14 protein-coding genes and 1 pseudogene are annotated in these 15234 nt (G+C 59.1%); 13 read left to right on the forward strand and 2 right to left on the reverse strand.

Translation table 11 applies throughout. The features are described 5' to 3' along the window. The first annotated feature begins 70 nt into the window (after positions 1-70). On the forward strand, positions 71-1081 hold the full coding sequence (rpoS, locus tag H8B20_RS00405) for an RNA polymerase sigma factor RpoS (protein ID WP_150594510.1): 1011 nt from the start codon (positions 71-73) through the stop codon (positions 1079-1081). A gap of 522 nt (positions 1082-1603) precedes the next feature. Here rpoS and fdxA read toward each other — a convergent pair. Both fdxA and mutS read right to left on the reverse strand, forming a co-directional pair. Continuing rightward, positions 1604-1927: a ferredoxin FdxA gene (fdxA, locus tag H8B20_RS00410; RefSeq protein WP_007908827.1), complete on the reverse strand. Its 324-nt coding sequence runs from the start codon at positions 1925-1927 to the stop codon at positions 1604-1606. A gap of 163 nt (positions 1928-2090) precedes the next feature. Then, entirely contained in the window at positions 2091-4670 is a 2580-nt protein-coding gene (gene mutS, locus H8B20_RS00415; protein WP_210622050.1) for a DNA mismatch repair protein MutS, read from the reverse strand. A 202-nt stretch (positions 4671-4872) separates the two neighbouring features. Here mutS and H8B20_RS00420 point away from each other — a divergent pair, with 202 nt between their 5' ends. The 12 genes and pseudogenes from H8B20_RS00420 to H8B20_RS00475 all read left to right on the forward strand — a co-directional run bounded on the left by H8B20_RS00420 (position 4873) and on the right by H8B20_RS00475 (position 15206). After that, positions 4873-5616, forward strand: coding sequence for a LexA family transcriptional regulator (locus H8B20_RS00420; RefSeq protein WP_080895993.1), 744 nt, complete (start codon positions 4873-4875; stop codon positions 5614-5616). A 528-nt stretch (positions 5617-6144) separates the two neighbouring features. Beyond that, the gene (locus H8B20_RS00425) at positions 6145-6483 is read left to right on the forward strand and encodes a phage holin family protein (RefSeq protein ID WP_047299923.1); all 339 of its coding nucleotides are present in this window, start codon (positions 6145-6147) and stop codon (positions 6481-6483) included. A gap of 71 nt (positions 6484-6554) precedes the next feature. Then, on the forward strand, positions 6555-7076 hold the full coding sequence (locus tag H8B20_RS00430) for a hypothetical protein (protein ID WP_210622051.1): 522 nt from the start codon (positions 6555-6557) through the stop codon (positions 7074-7076). A gap of 24 nt (positions 7077-7100) precedes the next feature. Continuing rightward, a pseudogene (locus tag H8B20_RS00435) lies at positions 7101-8131 on the forward strand (phage late control D family protein). A 145-nt stretch (positions 8132-8276) separates the two neighbouring features. Next, a complete protein-coding gene (locus tag H8B20_RS00440; RefSeq protein WP_210622052.1) occupies positions 8277-8861 on the forward strand; it encodes a phage tail terminator protein in 585 nt (194 codons plus the stop codon). Next, positions 8858-9040, forward strand: a complete 183-nt coding sequence (locus H8B20_RS00445; protein WP_003222219.1) for a DUF2635 domain-containing protein — start codon at positions 8858-8860, stop codon at positions 9038-9040. Before H8B20_RS00440 ends, H8B20_RS00445 begins: the two co-directional genes overlap by 4 nt. Beyond that, entirely contained in the window at positions 9040-10536 is a 1497-nt protein-coding gene (locus H8B20_RS00450; RefSeq protein ID WP_210622053.1) for a phage tail sheath subtilisin-like domain-containing protein, read from the forward strand. Before H8B20_RS00445 ends, H8B20_RS00450 begins: the two co-directional genes overlap by 1 nt. A 67-nt stretch (positions 10537-10603) precedes the next feature. After that, positions 10604-10951: a phage tail tube protein gene (locus H8B20_RS00455; RefSeq protein ID WP_042557909.1), complete on the forward strand. Its 348-nt coding sequence runs from the start codon at positions 10604-10606 to the stop codon at positions 10949-10951. Next, positions 10948-11244 carry a phage tail assembly protein gene (locus H8B20_RS00460; RefSeq protein ID WP_007908778.1) on the forward strand — a complete coding sequence of 99 codons (297 nt, stop codon included), beginning with the start codon at positions 10948-10950 and terminating at the stop codon, positions 11242-11244. The genes H8B20_RS00455 and H8B20_RS00460 overlap by 4 nt, the downstream gene beginning before the upstream one ends. Positions 11245-11374: 130 nt before the next feature. Next, positions 11375-12937, forward strand: coding sequence for a phage tail tape measure protein (locus H8B20_RS00465; RefSeq protein WP_210622054.1), 1563 nt, complete (start codon positions 11375-11377; stop codon positions 12935-12937). Beyond that, entirely contained in the window at positions 12924-14159 is a 1236-nt protein-coding gene (locus H8B20_RS00470; protein ID WP_210622055.1) for a DNA circularization protein, read from the forward strand. The genes H8B20_RS00465 and H8B20_RS00470 overlap by 14 nt, the downstream gene beginning before the upstream one ends. Positions 14160-14162: 3 nt before the next feature. Beyond that, entirely contained in the window at positions 14163-15206 is a 1044-nt protein-coding gene (locus tag H8B20_RS00475; protein ID WP_210622056.1) for a phage baseplate assembly protein, read from the forward strand. Positions 15207-15234: the final 28 nt, after the last annotated feature.

A 15234-nucleotide genomic window follows, 5' to 3' on the forward strand; every position in this document is an offset into this window, starting at 1 on the left:
AGGCTCCAGCGTTGCCAAGGATAGAGGCGTCGCTTGAGCTTGGGGTCGAACTCACCAAAGGACTATAACAATGGCTCTCAGTAAAGAAGTGCCGGAGTTTGACATCGACGATGAGGTTCTCCTTATGGAGGCCGGCATCGATTCGGAATCTTCGATGTCGAATGATGAAGGGGCTGCTCCACCTTCCGTTCGTTCCAAATCCAAACAATCCGCCACACTTAAACAACATAAATACATCGATTACACTCGGGCACTTGATGCCACGCAGTTGTATCTCAACGAAATCGGCTTTTCCCCATTGCTCTCCCCCGAGGAAGAAGTTCATTTTGCGCGCTTGTCGCAAAGTGGCGATCCGGCCGGGCGCAAGCGCATGATTGAAAGTAACCTGCGGCTGGTGGTGAAAATCGCCCGGCGTTACGTCAATCGGGGGCTGTCGTTGCTGGATCTGATCGAAGAGGGCAACCTCGGCTTGATCCGCGCGGTAGAAAAGTTCGACCCCGAGCGCGGCTTCCGCTTCTCGACCTACGCGACCTGGTGGATTCGTCAGACCATCGAGCGCGCGATCATGAATCAGACCCGAACCATTCGGTTGCCGATCCATGTGGTCAAGGAGCTCAATGTGTACCTGCGGGCTGCACGGGAGCTGACGCAGAAACTCGACCACGAACCTTCACCCGAAGAAATCGCCAACCTGCTGGAAAAACCGGTGGGTGAGGTCAAGCGCATGCTGGGCCTGAACGAGCGTGTTTCTTCGGTCGACGTCTCGCTGGGTCCGGATTCGGATAAAACCCTGCTGGACACACTTACCGATGATCGTCCGACCGATCCGTGCGAACTGCTGCAGGACGATGACCTGTCGCAGAGCATCGATCAGTGGCTGTCGGAGCTGACCGACAAGCAGCGCGAGGTGGTCATCCGCCGCTTCGGCCTGCGCGGCCACGAGAGCAGTACGCTGGAAGATGTAGGCCTGGAGATCGGCCTGACCCGGGAGCGGGTAAGACAGATCCAGGTAGAAGGCCTCAAGCGCCTTCGCGAAATCCTTGAGAAGAATGGCCTGTCGAGCGAGTCGCTGTTTCAGTAAGCGCTTCAAACGACCACCCGCAAAAAGCCCCGACTGGTTCGGGGCTTTTTGTTGCCTGGAATTCGCGTTGAATCTCGGCCCGAGCCTTCGGCAGCTCCTGCAAAAGCTATCGGTCGAGATTTGTAGTCTCGCTCTGTAAGCCTTTTCTTACTGTTTCGTAAGTGTTCGTTATTTTTACACGGTGGAAGGTGTCTGTTTTTTAATGGGCTGTTTTTAACCAATTGATTAATATGATTATTTTTTAATATGAAGCGTTTGTGACGGACCGTTTGAGCGCTCAGGACGCATTGCTCTTGCCGGGAAATTCTCTAGTATCGGGGTTGTGTCGACGGACAGACACGCCCTTCAAGGAAGAGGGGAATGGACATCGCAGGATGCGATTCATCAGGACGATGAAAGGGAACACAGGGAATAGGGAAAAATGTGGGCGGGTCAAACCGCCCCTTTTTTTGTCTGCAAAAAAGTAAAACCCGCAAAAGCAAAAAGGCCCGCAAGGGGCCTTTTTTTCGAGCGCGTGACAGATCAGCGTTCGAGGTCTTTGATCTTGCCTTTGACGCCATCCCACTCTTCGGCATCCGGCAGCGATTCTTTCTTCTCGGTGATGTTCGGCCAGATTTCGGCCAACTCAACGTTCAGCTGGATGAATTCCTGCATCTCTTCCGGAACTTCGTCCTCGGAGAAAATGGCTACGGCCGGGCATTCTGGTTCGCACAGGGCGCAGTCGATGCACTCATCCGGGTGAATCACCAGGAAGTTCGGGCCTTCGTAAAAGCAGTCCACCGGACAGACTTCTACGCAGTCGGTGTACTTGCACTTGATGCAGTTGTCGGTGACGACGAAGGTCATTTCTAGTTCTCTCCTCAGGCGGCGGCAGCGTTGCCCCTTCACGGTTGGGGTCGCCAGGTTCGGGAGCGATGTCTGCTGGCCAGGCTATTAGCCAGCAGCATCCCAAACCGCGCGAGATTCTAACAGCTTGAAGCCGTTTGCGTTATATCCGCTTCTTCAGTGCTTATATCCGGTTCTTCAGCGCATAGAGCATTTCCAGAGCACGACGAGGAGTCATGTCGTCGATATCCAGTTTAGCCAGCTCATCCAGTACGGGGTGCGGCAGACTGGCGAACATATCGCTCTGCTGCGGCGCTGCGGGTTTTCCCTTGACCGGTTTCGGCGCTTCATGGGGCAGCGCGGTCTCTTCCAGTCGACCCAGATGTTCCCGCGCCCGCACGATGACTTCGCTCGGTACGCCCGCCAGTTGCGCGACGGCCAGGCCGTAGCTCTGACTTGCAGGCCCTGGCAGCACATGGTGCAGGAACACGATGCGCTCGTTATGTTCGGTCGCGTTGAGGTGGACGTTGGCCACCAACGGCTCGGCTTCCGGCAACACAGTCAGTTCGAAATAGTGCGTGGCAAACAGCGTGTAGGCGCGCAGATGCGCCAAGCGCTCGGCAGCAGCCCAGGCCAGCGACAGGCCGTCGAAGGTGCTCGTACCGCGCCCGACTTCGTCCATCAGCACCAGACTGCGTTCGGTGGCGTTGTGCAGGATGTTGGCGGTTTCGCTCATTTCCACCATGAAGGTCGAGCGGCCACCGGCCAGGTCATCACTGGAACCGATCCGGGTGAAGATCCGGTCAACCAACGACAGTTCGCAACTGGCCGCCGGCACGAAGCTGCCGATGTGTGCCAGCAGCACGATCAAAGCAGTTTGACGCATGTAGGTGGATTTACCGCCCATGTTCGGGCCGGTGATCACCAGCATCCGCGTGTTGTCATCCAGACTCAGGTCATTGGCCACGAACGGCGTGGTCAGGACTTGCTCGACTACCGGGTGACGACCCTGAGTGATGCGCATGCACGGCTCGCTGACGAAACGCGGGCAGTTCAGATCCAGATTCAGTGCGCGTTCGGCGAGGTTGCTCAGCACGTCCAGCTCGGCCAGCGCGCTGGCCGTGTCCTGCAGCGGTGGCAACTGGCTGATCAGATCTTCCAGCAGCGCCTCATAGAGCATCTTTTCACGAGCGAGGGCGCGGCTCTTGGCCGACAGCGCCTTGTCTTCGAACTCTTTCAGCTCTGGCGTGATGAAACGCTCGGCACCTTTCAAGGTCTGGCGACGGATGTAATCCGCCGGTGCCGATTCGGCTTGCTTGCTCGGCAACTCGATGAAGTAGCCGTGAATACGGTTGTAGCCGACTTTCAGGTGGGACAGCCCGGTGCGAGCCTTTTCCCGGGCTTCCAGATCGATCAGGAACTGGCCGGCGTTTTCGCTTAGCGATTGCAACTCGTCGAGTTCGCTGTCGTAACCGGTCTTCAACACGCCACCGTCACGGATCACCGCAGGCGGGTTGTCGATAATGGCTTTTTGCAGCAGTGCCGCCAGTTCCGGGTAAGTGCTGGTGGTCGTCGCCAGACTTTGCAGGTGCGGCGCTTCCAGATCGGTCATCGCTACTTGCAGTTCAGGCAGCGCGCCAAGGGCGTCGCGCAGGCGCGCAAGGTCACGCGGACGCGCATTGCGCAGGCCGATTCGCGCGAGAATCCGCTCGATGTCGCCGATTTCCTTGAGCTGCGGCTGCAATTTTTCGAAACGATAGCGGTCGAGCAGGCAAGTGATCGATGTCTGACGCGCCAGCAGTACGGTCAGATCACGCAGCGGACGGTTCAGCCAACGCGTCAGCAAACGGCTGCCCATGGCGGTCTGGCAGCGATCAACCACCGATTGCAGGGTGTTGTCACGGCCCCCGGCCAGGTTGGTGTCGAGCTCTAGATTACGCCGGCTCGCGCCGTCGAGCACAACCGTGTCATCAAGACGTTCGTGGCGCAGGCTGCGCAGGTGGGGCAGGGCGGTGCGCTGGGTTTCCTTGGCATAGGCCAGCAGGCATCCGGCAGCGCCGATGGCCAGTGTCAGGTTTTCGCAACCGAAGCCCTTCAGGTCCTGGGTGGAAAATTGCTGGCAGAGACTTTTCAGCGCCGAATCACGCTCAAAATCCCACGGCGCACGACGCCGCACGCCACGGCGTTTTTCCGCCGGCAGATCCCTCGGCCAGTCATCCGGGATCATCAGTTCCACCGGGTTGACCCGCTCCAGCTCGGCCAGCAGATTTTCCCAGCCCTTGATTTCCAGAACGGTGAAGTTGCCGCTGGTGATGTCCAGCACCGCCAGACCAAACAGGCGCTCGTCACCCAGTACAGCGGCGATCAGGTTGTCGCGGCGCTCATCGAGCAGTGCCTCGTCACTGACCGTGCCCGGCGTGATGATCCGCACCACTTGACGATCAACCGGCCCTTTACTGGTGGCCGGATCGCCAACCTGCTCGCAGATCACTACCGACTCGCCAAGCTTGACCAGTTTCGCCAGGTAACCTTCTGCGGCGTGGTAAGGAATCCCACACATCGGAATCGCCTGTCCCGCCGATTGCCCGCGCGCAGTCAGCGTGATGTCGAGCAGCTTGGCGGCCTTCTTCGCGTCTTCATAGAAGATCTCGTAGAAGTCACCCATGCGGTAGAACATCAGCTGATCCGGGTGCTGATTCTTCAGGCGCCAGTATTGCTGCATCATCGGGGTGTGGGAGGACAGATCGGAGACGGCTTTATTCATCGGATTGTCAGGCAACTCGTTAAAAGATGTAGGGCAAAAGCGGGGACAACGACCGGGCTTTTCCGCGATGGGCGCAAGGTTACCATGGGGAGTCTGCTCGACGCAGGCATCGCGGGTCGCTGTGTATTTCCTTCGTCGAAAAGACGCTATATGCATTTATTATGCAAATCAGCATTTGTCTTGGCGAATAACTTCAAGCATTATGCGCGTTATGCAAAAACGCAACGTATCCTCCGTCTTAAGAGCACTGCTCGATCAGCACGGGATCTCCCCCACGGAGCTCCACCGTCGCACCGGCGTGCCTCAATCCACTCTCTCGCGGATTCTCAGCGGGAAGATCGTCGATCCTTCGGATAAACATATTTCGAAGATCGCCGAGTACTTCGCCGTGAGCACCGATCAGTTGCGCGGGCGCGCGGATGTCGCGCCGTCGGCGGGTGCCGGGCGCGGTGACGTACACGCAGAACTCAAGGACATAATGCTGTGGGACGACGACACACCTGTCGATGACGACGAGGTGTCGGTGCCGTTTCTTCGCGAGGTTGAATTGGCAGCAGGATCAGGAAGATTCGTCATCGAAGAGAGCGAACGCTCTAGCCTGCGCTTCGGCAAGCGCAGTCTGCGCCATAACGGTGTGCAGTTCGACCAGGCCAAATGCGTGACGGTGCGTGGCAACAGCATGTTGCCGGTACTGCGTGACGGCGCCACGGTCGGCGTGAACGCGGGCAAGTGCGGCATCGGCGATATCATTGATGGTGATCTGTACGCGATCAACCACAACGGCCAGTTGCGGGTGAAGCAGCTCTATCGCTTGCCTACCGGCATTCGACTGCGCAGCTTCAATCGTGACGAGCACCCGGACGAGGACTACAGCTTCCAGGAAATCCAGGAGGAGCAAATCGTCATCCTCGGTCACGTCTTCTGGTGGGGCATGTACGCCCGGTAATCACAACGATCTCAGATAAAACCCGCCATCGGCGGGTTTTTTTTCGCCCGTCAAAAACCCTTGGAACCTTGATCCATGCGGCTTCCATGCGCCTATGCATTTATCGCGCATAAATAAATGCATTAACGCATTGACTGTATATGCATTCATGCATATTATTGCCACCAAGCCGCTCGACAAAGCGGCTGGAAACGAAAGCTCTTTAGTTCCACAAGAACAGGCAGCGATGAACCGGCCTCAACGGTTCAGAGGGTTGGCAACTGACCCGGGTGTGCAGCGTAAAGCACCAGAAGCAGTTATCCGGCGGGCAGGGACCGCGGTCGGAAAAACAATTTGAATGGACTCGTACCGCGCCAGTAGCGCCGAAAAGTCAGCTTCCTTTTTTGAACACAGGATTTAAAGGAAGGCGAAGGAGCGCATTACTGAAAAGCCCGGCGTTCAAACGCCGGGCTTTTTGGAATGCCTACCTCAAGAGAAAACGATTGAACCCAACACAGACCACTCATCCATCACACCAGGAGGCGTGACATGACAAGCGAGCAACAAGCGCTGGCAGAAATGCCGATCTGGCTGGTCATCCTCCTTGCCGTAGTGGGCGGGGTGTCCGGCGAAATGTGGCGTGCCGATAAAGAGGGCGCCCGTGGCTGGTCACTGCTGCGGCGCCTGGCCCTGCGCTCCGGCGCCTGCATGATCTGCGGCGTGTCGGCGATCATGCTGCTGTATGCCGCAGGGCTGTCGATCTGGGCCGCCGGCGCGTTCGGTTGCCTGACGGCAATGGCCGGCGCCGACGTGGCCATCGGTCTGTACGAACGCTGGGCCGCCAAGCGCATCGGCGTCTGCGAAGTTCCACCGCGCGACCAGCCTTAAACCCGACTGTTTCTCCGTGCCGCGATTTTGGCGGCAGGGCTGCGCGTGGACGATTGAAAAGGAGGTCATGTATGCCAACACCGATCCAGCAGCCGTCGCAACTGTTTGCAGCCATCGCGACGACGCTGCGTAACACCGCCGCGCTCAACGTCAATGTCGGCAATCACGACGATTTCACCGCACCTGGCGAACAGGCTTGGGTGTTAATCGACTTCGACCGAAATGCATCGGGAGTGCGCGCCGCTGATGGGCGAATTGCTCATGTCATGACGGTGTCGTTGCAAGTCGTCCCGGCGCTTGCCGCCACGGCATTTGCAGCGTGCGATCTGATTGCCGTGTTGAAAAACCTGATCACCGACAACCGCTGGAGCCTGCCCGGCGATCAATGCGATCTGCCGATGAACATCGCTGGCTTGCCGTCATTGCTCATCCGCACAGAGCAGCCATACAAAACCTGGACGTTGTCATTCAACCAGACTCTTTACCTCGGTCCGACCTTGCTCGACGACCCGCTCGGCATCCCGAAATTCGCCCGCACCTGGGAGGTCAGCAACATCGACGACCCCGACCAATACACCACGCTGGAGGCCTGACCGATGTTTGACGCATTACTGCGCATGCAGCTGGGCCCGATCATTGAACGGCTGGCCCCGGCAGTAAAAATCTACGGGGCCAATGCGGCCTTGCTCAATCAACGCCTGATCAGTTGGGAACACATCGATGCGGCCGGTTTCGAGTCCGATCAATTGACCTTGACCATCGACCTGGAGGGCCTTGAAGGGCTGCCAAGCCTCGGCGGAAAAATCGGCCTGATGGTCGGTTATCGGGAGACGGAAATGGTCGACAAAGGCCAGTTCAAAGTGACGCGCCTGACGCCGACGCTGTTCCCGTTTCGCCTGACCCTGGTGGCCACCGCAGCGCCGTTCAGCAAGGATGATGAAACCGGCTTCAAGCAGCGCCGAACCGCCAGTCACGGGCCAACGACGCTGGGTGGATTGTTTCGTGAACTGGTCTTGCAGCATGGCTTTTCACCGCGTGTCGCTCCAGAGGTTTCGTTGATCAAAATCGATCACGTCGACCAGTCCAACGAAACCGACATGGGCTTCCTGACGCGCCTGGCCAAAAAGTACAACGTGATCGCCAAACCCTACGACGATGTGTACGTGCTGGCGCGGCCCGGTCAGACCAAGTCACTGTCGGGCAAAATTTTGCCCAACGTCACCTTGTCAGTCACCAGCAACAACCGGCCCGGCGATCATGCCTTCATCAGCGCCACGCTGGAGGAATCCGCCCGCGAACAGGCCAAGGGCTGCAAAACCTGTTTTGTGGATGCGGCTACAGCGTATTGCGCTGGATCGAAACGGGGCTTGCACCGTTCAAGACTATCCGCCAGAAGCAACCCAATGAAGCGGAGGTCATCGCCGTCGGCGAAGGCGAAGTGCGCAAGATGTTGCGGCACAAGTACAAGGTGAAAATCACCTGTCCGGGTGATCCAAGGCTGGCTGCCGAAGGCCTTGTGCTGCTCGACGACACATGGCCTGATTTCATGCGTGGGCGCTGGTCGATCGACAAGGTCACCGCCAGCGGCAATCGCGAGAACAGCTATCGCTGTTTGATCGATGCGACTTGCCTCGATCCGAAAGCCTGATACCTGCAAAAACTTTGTGGGAGCGAGCCTGCTCGCGAAGAGGCCGGCACCTTCAACCGTGATGGCGACTGATCCACCCCTTTCGCGAGCAGGCTCGCTCCCACATTTGGGTCTGCGATAACTCCCCCGACTCAGGAACACCCCCATGAAGATCACCCCGATCCTCACGCAGTTGCGTGCGCAATGCCCCAGCCTGGCCAGTCACATTGCGGTAGGTGTTGATCTGGCATTGCTGCAAGGCAATCCCGATCTGCTGATACCCTCGGCCCATGTGCTGCCAATGGCCGATATAGCCAGTAGCAGCACCGCACAAAACCTCATCACTCAACCGATCCGCGACCGCTTCGAAATCGTCCTCGTGCTTGATGCCACCAACGCTACAAAAGCGCTGGATCTGTTGCATGACCTGCGCGGCGAACTGTGGCGCGCGCTGGTGGGGTTCAAGCCTGACAACGACTACAACGCCATCGTTTATGACGGCGGCGAAATGGTCTCGATCAACAGCAGCCGCGTGTTTTACCGGTTGCGCTTTTTTGCCGAGTTCCAGCTCGGTCGCAACCTGCCCGGTCAACCTGCGCAGAGCTGGCACGAACGTGAACTGGACGGTTTGTCGTCCTTTACCGGGGCCACCGTGCGAGTCGATGCGATCGACCCCGCCGACCCCAACCTGAAACGCCCGGGCCCCGATGGGCGCGTGGAACTGACTTTCTCTGCAGAGGTAACCCCATGAGCAATCGCATCACCGTACTGCCGGCCGCTGGCCGTGCTGTGCCTGACCCGGAGGCGGGCGATCTGCTGCCCCTCGAAGGCCGTGAAGTGCTGGACAGCGCCTGGTGGCGCCGACGTCTGGCCGATGGCGATATCACACTCAAAACCGCAAAAGCGGCTAAACCACAGGGAGCCAAATAATGGCGATCGGATTCAGCAACATCCCCGCGGACATTCGTGTACCGCTGTTCTATGCCGAAATGGACAACTCGGCCGCCAATAGCGCGAGCTCGACCATGCGCCGTTTGATCGTCGCTCAGGTCAACGATAACGTCGCCCCGAGCGAGGTCGGCAAACTGGTGCTGGTCTCCAGCGTTGCACTGGCGAAAAGCATTGGTGGTCAGGGCTCGATGCTCGCCTCGATGTACGAGACCTTCCGCAAGGCCGACCCGATTGGCGAGATCTGGTGCCTGCCGCTGCACAACGCTGAAGGCGCCGTCGCCAAAGGCGTGCTGACCCTGACCGGCACCGCGACTCAGGCGGGTCTGCTCAATCTGTATGTTGGCGGCGTGCGTGTGCAAGCCACCGTGGTCAACGGTGCAACCGCTGCTCAGGCAGCCACTGCGCTGGCGCAGAAAATCAATGCCAGTGCCGATCTCCCGGTGAGTGCGGCAGCGGCCGAAGGTGTGGTCACCCTGTCTGCCAAATGGACTGGCGACAGCGGTAATGACATCAGCCTGCAATTCAATCGCCTGGGCAAGAGCAACGGCGAAGAAACCCCGGCTGGCCTGACCAGCGCAGTCACCGCCATGACCGGCGGCGCCGGCGTGCCCGATCAGATCGCTGCTGTCGCGGCACTGGGTGACGAGCCGTTCGAGTTCATCGCGCTGCCGTGGTCGGATCTGGCCACCCTCAACACCTGGCAAGCGGTCATGGATGACAGCACCGGTCGCTGGTCGTGGGCCAAGCAACTGTTCGGTCACGTCTACAGCGCCAAACGCGGCACCGTCGGCACTCTGGTCGCTGCAGGCCAGGCGCGTAACGACCAGCACATGACCATTCAGGCGCTGGAGCCGGGCGTACCGCAACCGGTCTGGGTACAAGCCGCCGCACTGGCTGCACGCACCTCGGTGTTCATCTCCGCCGACGCCAGCCGTCCGACCCAAAGCGGCAGCCTGCCGGGTGTCGATCCGGCGCCGGCGAGCGAGCGCTTCACCCTGACCGAGCGTCAGTCGCTGCTCAACTACGGCATCGCCACCGCGTACTACGAAGGCGGCTACGTGCGCATCCAGCGTTCGATCACCACCTACCAGAAAAACGCTTACGGCCAGGCTGACAACTCCTACCTGGACAGCGAAACCATGCACCAGTCGGCGTTCATCGTGCGTCGTCTGCAAAGCGTGATCACCAGCAAGTACGGCCGGCACAAACTGGCTTCCGACGGCACCCGTTTCGGCGCCGGCCAGCCCATCGTCACCCCGAGCACCATTCGCGGTGAGCTGATCGCCCAGTACGCCAAGCTCGAACTGGAAGGCCACGTAGAGAACGCCGAACTGTTCGCCGAGCACCTGATCGTCGAGCGCGACGTGCAGGACCCGAGCCGCGTGAACGTACTGTTCCCGCCGGATTACATCAACGGTCTGCGCGTGTTCGCACTGCTCAACCAATTCCGCCTGCAATACGACGACGCAGCCTGATCGCAGCGTTTGACGTCAAGCATTCAGCCCACCTCGCGTGGGCTTTTTTATGAAAGGGAGTAACACCATGGGTCAACTGATTGCAGGCACCTGCTACGTCAAGGTCGACGGCGCACAACTGACTATCAATGGCGGCTGCGAAGCCCCGTTGATGGCGGTCAAACGCGAAACCGTCGTACCCGGTTTCTACAAGGAAACCGACATCGCACCGTCGTTCAAAGTGACTGCGCTGCACACCCCCGACTTCCCGCTGAAGAAGCTGATCGACGGCACCGATATCACCGTCACCTGCGAATTCAGCAACGGCAAAGTCTATGTGCTGGCCGGCGCTTACCTGGTCGAAGAGCCAGTCTCCAAAGGCGATGACGCCACCATCGAACTGAAATTCGAAGGCATCAAGGGGACCTGGCAATGAGCGGCGCCGTGAAGCTTCAAGTTGCGATCGAAGCTCACGGCGAGCCCCTGACCGAACTCGTCCTGCGCCGTCCGACGGTGCAGGAAGTGCGAGCGATCAAGGCGCTGCCGTACAAGATCGACAAGAGCGAAGAAGTCAGCCTCGACATGGACGTCGCGGCCAAATACATCGCCGTGTGCGCCGGCATTCCGCCGTCGTCGGTCAACCAGCTGGATCTGGCTGACCTCAATGCGCTGAGCTGGGCCGTTGCAAGTTTTTTCATGAGTGCGGCGTCGGCGCCATCACCGACCTGATCGCAGTCGCCTATGACCTGGCCTGGTTCTGGAAGGTTGACCCCGAACAGATGATGGCCAGGCCACTGGATGTGCTCCGCGAATCGCTGGAGCACGCGCAACGGATCAATGCGATGCAGCAGGTGCAGTGATGGCAGACGAAGAAAAGAAAGTGAAAACTCCGGTGCTGATCACGGGCATCGATGAACTGTCGCCCAAACTCGGCGCCCTTCGGGCCAATGTCGAGAGTTTCAAGAAAAATCTTGAGCAGACCGGTCTCGGCAAACTGGACATCAGTGGTCTGTTCAAGGGCGGCAGCGTGATTACGCCGTTCGTGGACGGGATCAAGTCGGCTGCGGCGTTTCAGGGCAAATTGACCGAGGTCAGCGCGACGGCAAAAACCGTCGACTTGCCCGCCGCACCGAAAGTCGCTGCGCAGAACATGAACGTGTTCAGTGCGTCGATGGAAAAGGTCACGGGCGCAATCGATGCCGCGCTGGTGCCCGCTGTCGGTGCATTGGTCGTCGGACTTGAGCCGATGCTCACTCAGGTCAGCGGTATCCTCGCCGACAACCCGCAACTGGTCGAAGGCCTGGCGGCGGGGGCTATCGCTTTCTCGGCGATGCAAACCGCTGTGGCCGGTGCAACCCAGGTGTTCGACGTGATGAGCATGGTGATGAAGGCCAATCCGATCATGCTGATTGCCGCAGGCATTGCCTTGGCTGCCGGTTTGATCGTGGCCAACTGGAAACCGGTCTCGACGTTTTTCATCGGGCTCTGGCAGAAAATTGCGCCGGTTGTCATTCCGATGGCCGAGTTTTTCAAGACGATGTTCGGTTATACCCCGCTGGGGCAATTGATCAGTAACTGGGGACCGGTCACGGCTTTTTTCGCGGCGTTATGGGAGGGCGTCAAGGCTGTCGCGGCGCCGGTGATGGAGTTCTTCAAGACCTGGTTCAACTATTCGCCTCATGGGCTGGTCGTGAATAACTGGGGGCCATTGGTCGGGCTGTTCTCTTCGATCTGGGATTTGCTCAGGGCGGTCTCGGTGCCTGTGCAGACTTTCCTGCAAGGCTTCTTTGATTGGTCGCCGCTGGAAGTGATCCAGGCAGTCTGGGGCGGGGTGGTCAGTGTGTTCACCGCGATCTGGGATTACATCAAACTGCCGTTTGTGGCGATGTACGCGGTTATTCGCGAGCAACTGGGCTGGTCACCGCTGGAAAAAATCATCGAGAACTGGGCACCTGTTACCGCCTGGATCGAAAAGTGGGCGCAGAAGTTTCAGGACGCCATCGCACCGATCAAGGCGTTTTTCAACGGCGGTTTCGGCGAGCTGATCGCTGATGCCAAGGCCAAGGTGGATGTTTTCACTCAAGCCCAATTGAAGACCAACGCTGAAGGTAAAGGCGAACTGTCGCCGGTGTTTTTCAAAGGCACCGTGGAGTCGTCACCGAGCCCGTTGGCGGCACCCGGAACTACGCCGGAAAAACCGGCCCTACAGGCCGGCTCTCTGTCGCAAACCTCCAACACGCTGATCCAGCAAAGCGCCGCCAACAACCGCACGCAACTCGAGGGCGGCCTCACCGTGCGCTTCGAAAACGCGCCGGCCGGGCTGCGTACCGATCAACCGCAAACCAATCAACCGGGCCTGGCGCTGTCGTCGCGCATCGGCTATCGCTCACTGTCGGCAGGAGGTTCCAATGAACTGGCGTGACCGCTTGTTGCCGGCATCCTTTCGCGGTGTCGGGTTCTGGATCGATCAGGCGAAAACCCCGGTCGGTCGCAAAGGTCAGTTGCATGAATATCCGCAGCGTGACCTGCCGTTTTTCGAGGATCTCGGCCAGCAGGCCCGGACTCATGAGGTGACGGCATTTATCGTCGGCGCCGATTGCCTGGAGCAGCGCGACAAATTGCTCAAGGCGCTGGAGGCGGGTAGCGGTGAGCTGGTGCATCCATGGCTCGGACGCGTGCAAGTCAAGGTCGGCGAGTGCGACATGACCCACACCCGCCAGGACGGTGGGTTGGTCACGTTCGCGCTGAAGTTCTATCCCGATCAGCCGTTGCCGTTTCCGACGGCAACCGTCAGTACGCAGAAAGTGTTGTTGTCCAAGGCTGACACTTTGCTGGGTTCGGCGGTGGCACGCTTCGAACAGGCGATGACCTTGATCAAGGCTGCGCGAATCGGTATCGCCAATCTGCGCAACAGCCTGACCGGGGTTTACGAAGTGATCAAGGAACAGCTCAAACCGCTGATCGAGCAGTACAAACAGATCACCGAACTGGTCAAAGCCGTCAAGGAGCTGCCCAAGGAAGTGGCGGCGGAGTTCAAGGGTTTGCTCGGCGATATCAAGGAGCTGAAGGCGTTCGCGAAGGAGGGCTACCGTGGCGTGATTGCCGACGTGTCGCAACAACTCGAAGCCATCCGCAAGGCCGATGCACCGAAGATCACCACCGGCAAGGACACCACTGCGGCGGCACAAGCCATGGCGGATCTGGTGCAGGACACAATGCTGGTCAAAGTGGCGCAATGGGTGGCATCGATGCCAGTGGCGACCACCCCGGTGAAGCTGCAATCGACGCCATCGGTAGGCCAACAGGCGACGAGCCCGGTGGCCCGGCAGGAAGTCCCGGTCAGTGACGACATGCAGGCTCTGCGTGACGCCGTGGCCGTGGCGATCAATCCAATGCTGGACAAGGCCGACCCCGCGCACTTCCAGGCCATCAGCGATGTGAAAGAGGCGCTGATTGCGCATCTCAAGGCTGTGGCGTCGTCCGGTGTGCGGCAAGTCAGCAAATCCTTTCAGGAGAGCTTTCCGGCCGTGGTCGTGGCCTACAAGCAATTTGGCGATGCAACTCGGGTGACCGAAGTGACTCAGCGTAACGGGATATCTCATCCGGGTTTTGCGCCCAACGACGTGAAAGTCTCCGGGGAGTGAACCATGAGCGAGATGGATAACCGCGTTACGTTGATAGTCAACGACATGGAGTACGGCGGCTGGAAAAGTGTGCAAATCACGGCTGATCTGGAGCGCCAGTTTCGCACCTTCAAACTCGACATCACCTGGCAATGGCCGGGGCAAACGGTTGATCAGCGGATCAAGCCCGGCGACCCGTGCGAAGTGAAGATCGGCAAGGATCTGGTCCTCACTGGTTACGTGTTCAAGGCGCCCATCACCTACGACGGTCGGCAGATCAGCCTGAGTGTCGAGGGCAGTTCCAAGACTCAGGATCTGGTCGATTGCGCCGCCACCAACCGGCCCAATCAATGGCAGGAGCAACCGTTGCTGAGCATTGTCCAGGCCTTGGCGATGGAGTATTCGTTGACGGTGGTCAACGAAATTGCCGAGACCTCACGGCTGGCCAAGCACACGATTGTGCCGGGTGAAACGGTGTTCCAGTCGATCGACCGTTTGCTCTCGTTGTTCCGGGTGTTTTCCACCGATGACGAGCAAGGCCGGCTGGTACTGGCCAAGCCCGGCAGTGGCGGGCGGGCCAGTGATGCGCTGGAGTTGGGTAAAAATATCTTGTCCGCCAATGCACCGATGGATCACAGCCAGGTGTTCTCCGAATACCGGGTGATCGGCCAGCAAAAAGGCTCGGACAAGAAGAGCGGGGCGGCGGTCAGCGAAGTTGAATCGACGGCGGCTGACCTGACCTTCAAGCGGCGGCGCACCACCATCATCAACGAGGGTACTGCGCTGACGTTTGAGCTGGCGCAGCAACGTGCCCAATGGGAAAGCGTTACCCGCATGGGGCGGGCGCAAACCACCACCTATCAGGTGCAGGGCTGGCGCCAGGCCAACGGCGATCTGTGGCGTCACAACACACTGGTGAAGGTCAAGGATCCGGTGCTCGGGTTCGACGGCGACATGCTGATCTCCAAAGTGACTTATTCACTGTCGGCGCAGGGCTCGGTGACGACCCTGCAAGTCGCGCCACCGCATACCTTCGATCCTGATCCAATCCCCCCGAAAAAAACTTGAGCCCTCCACCGATGCTGTGGGAGCGAGC

The sequence above is a fragment of the Pseudomonas sp. P42 genome, from assembly GCF_017973755.1.
Taxonomy (GTDB): Bacteria; Pseudomonadota; Gammaproteobacteria; order Pseudomonadales; family Pseudomonadaceae; genus Aquipseudomonas; species Aquipseudomonas iridis.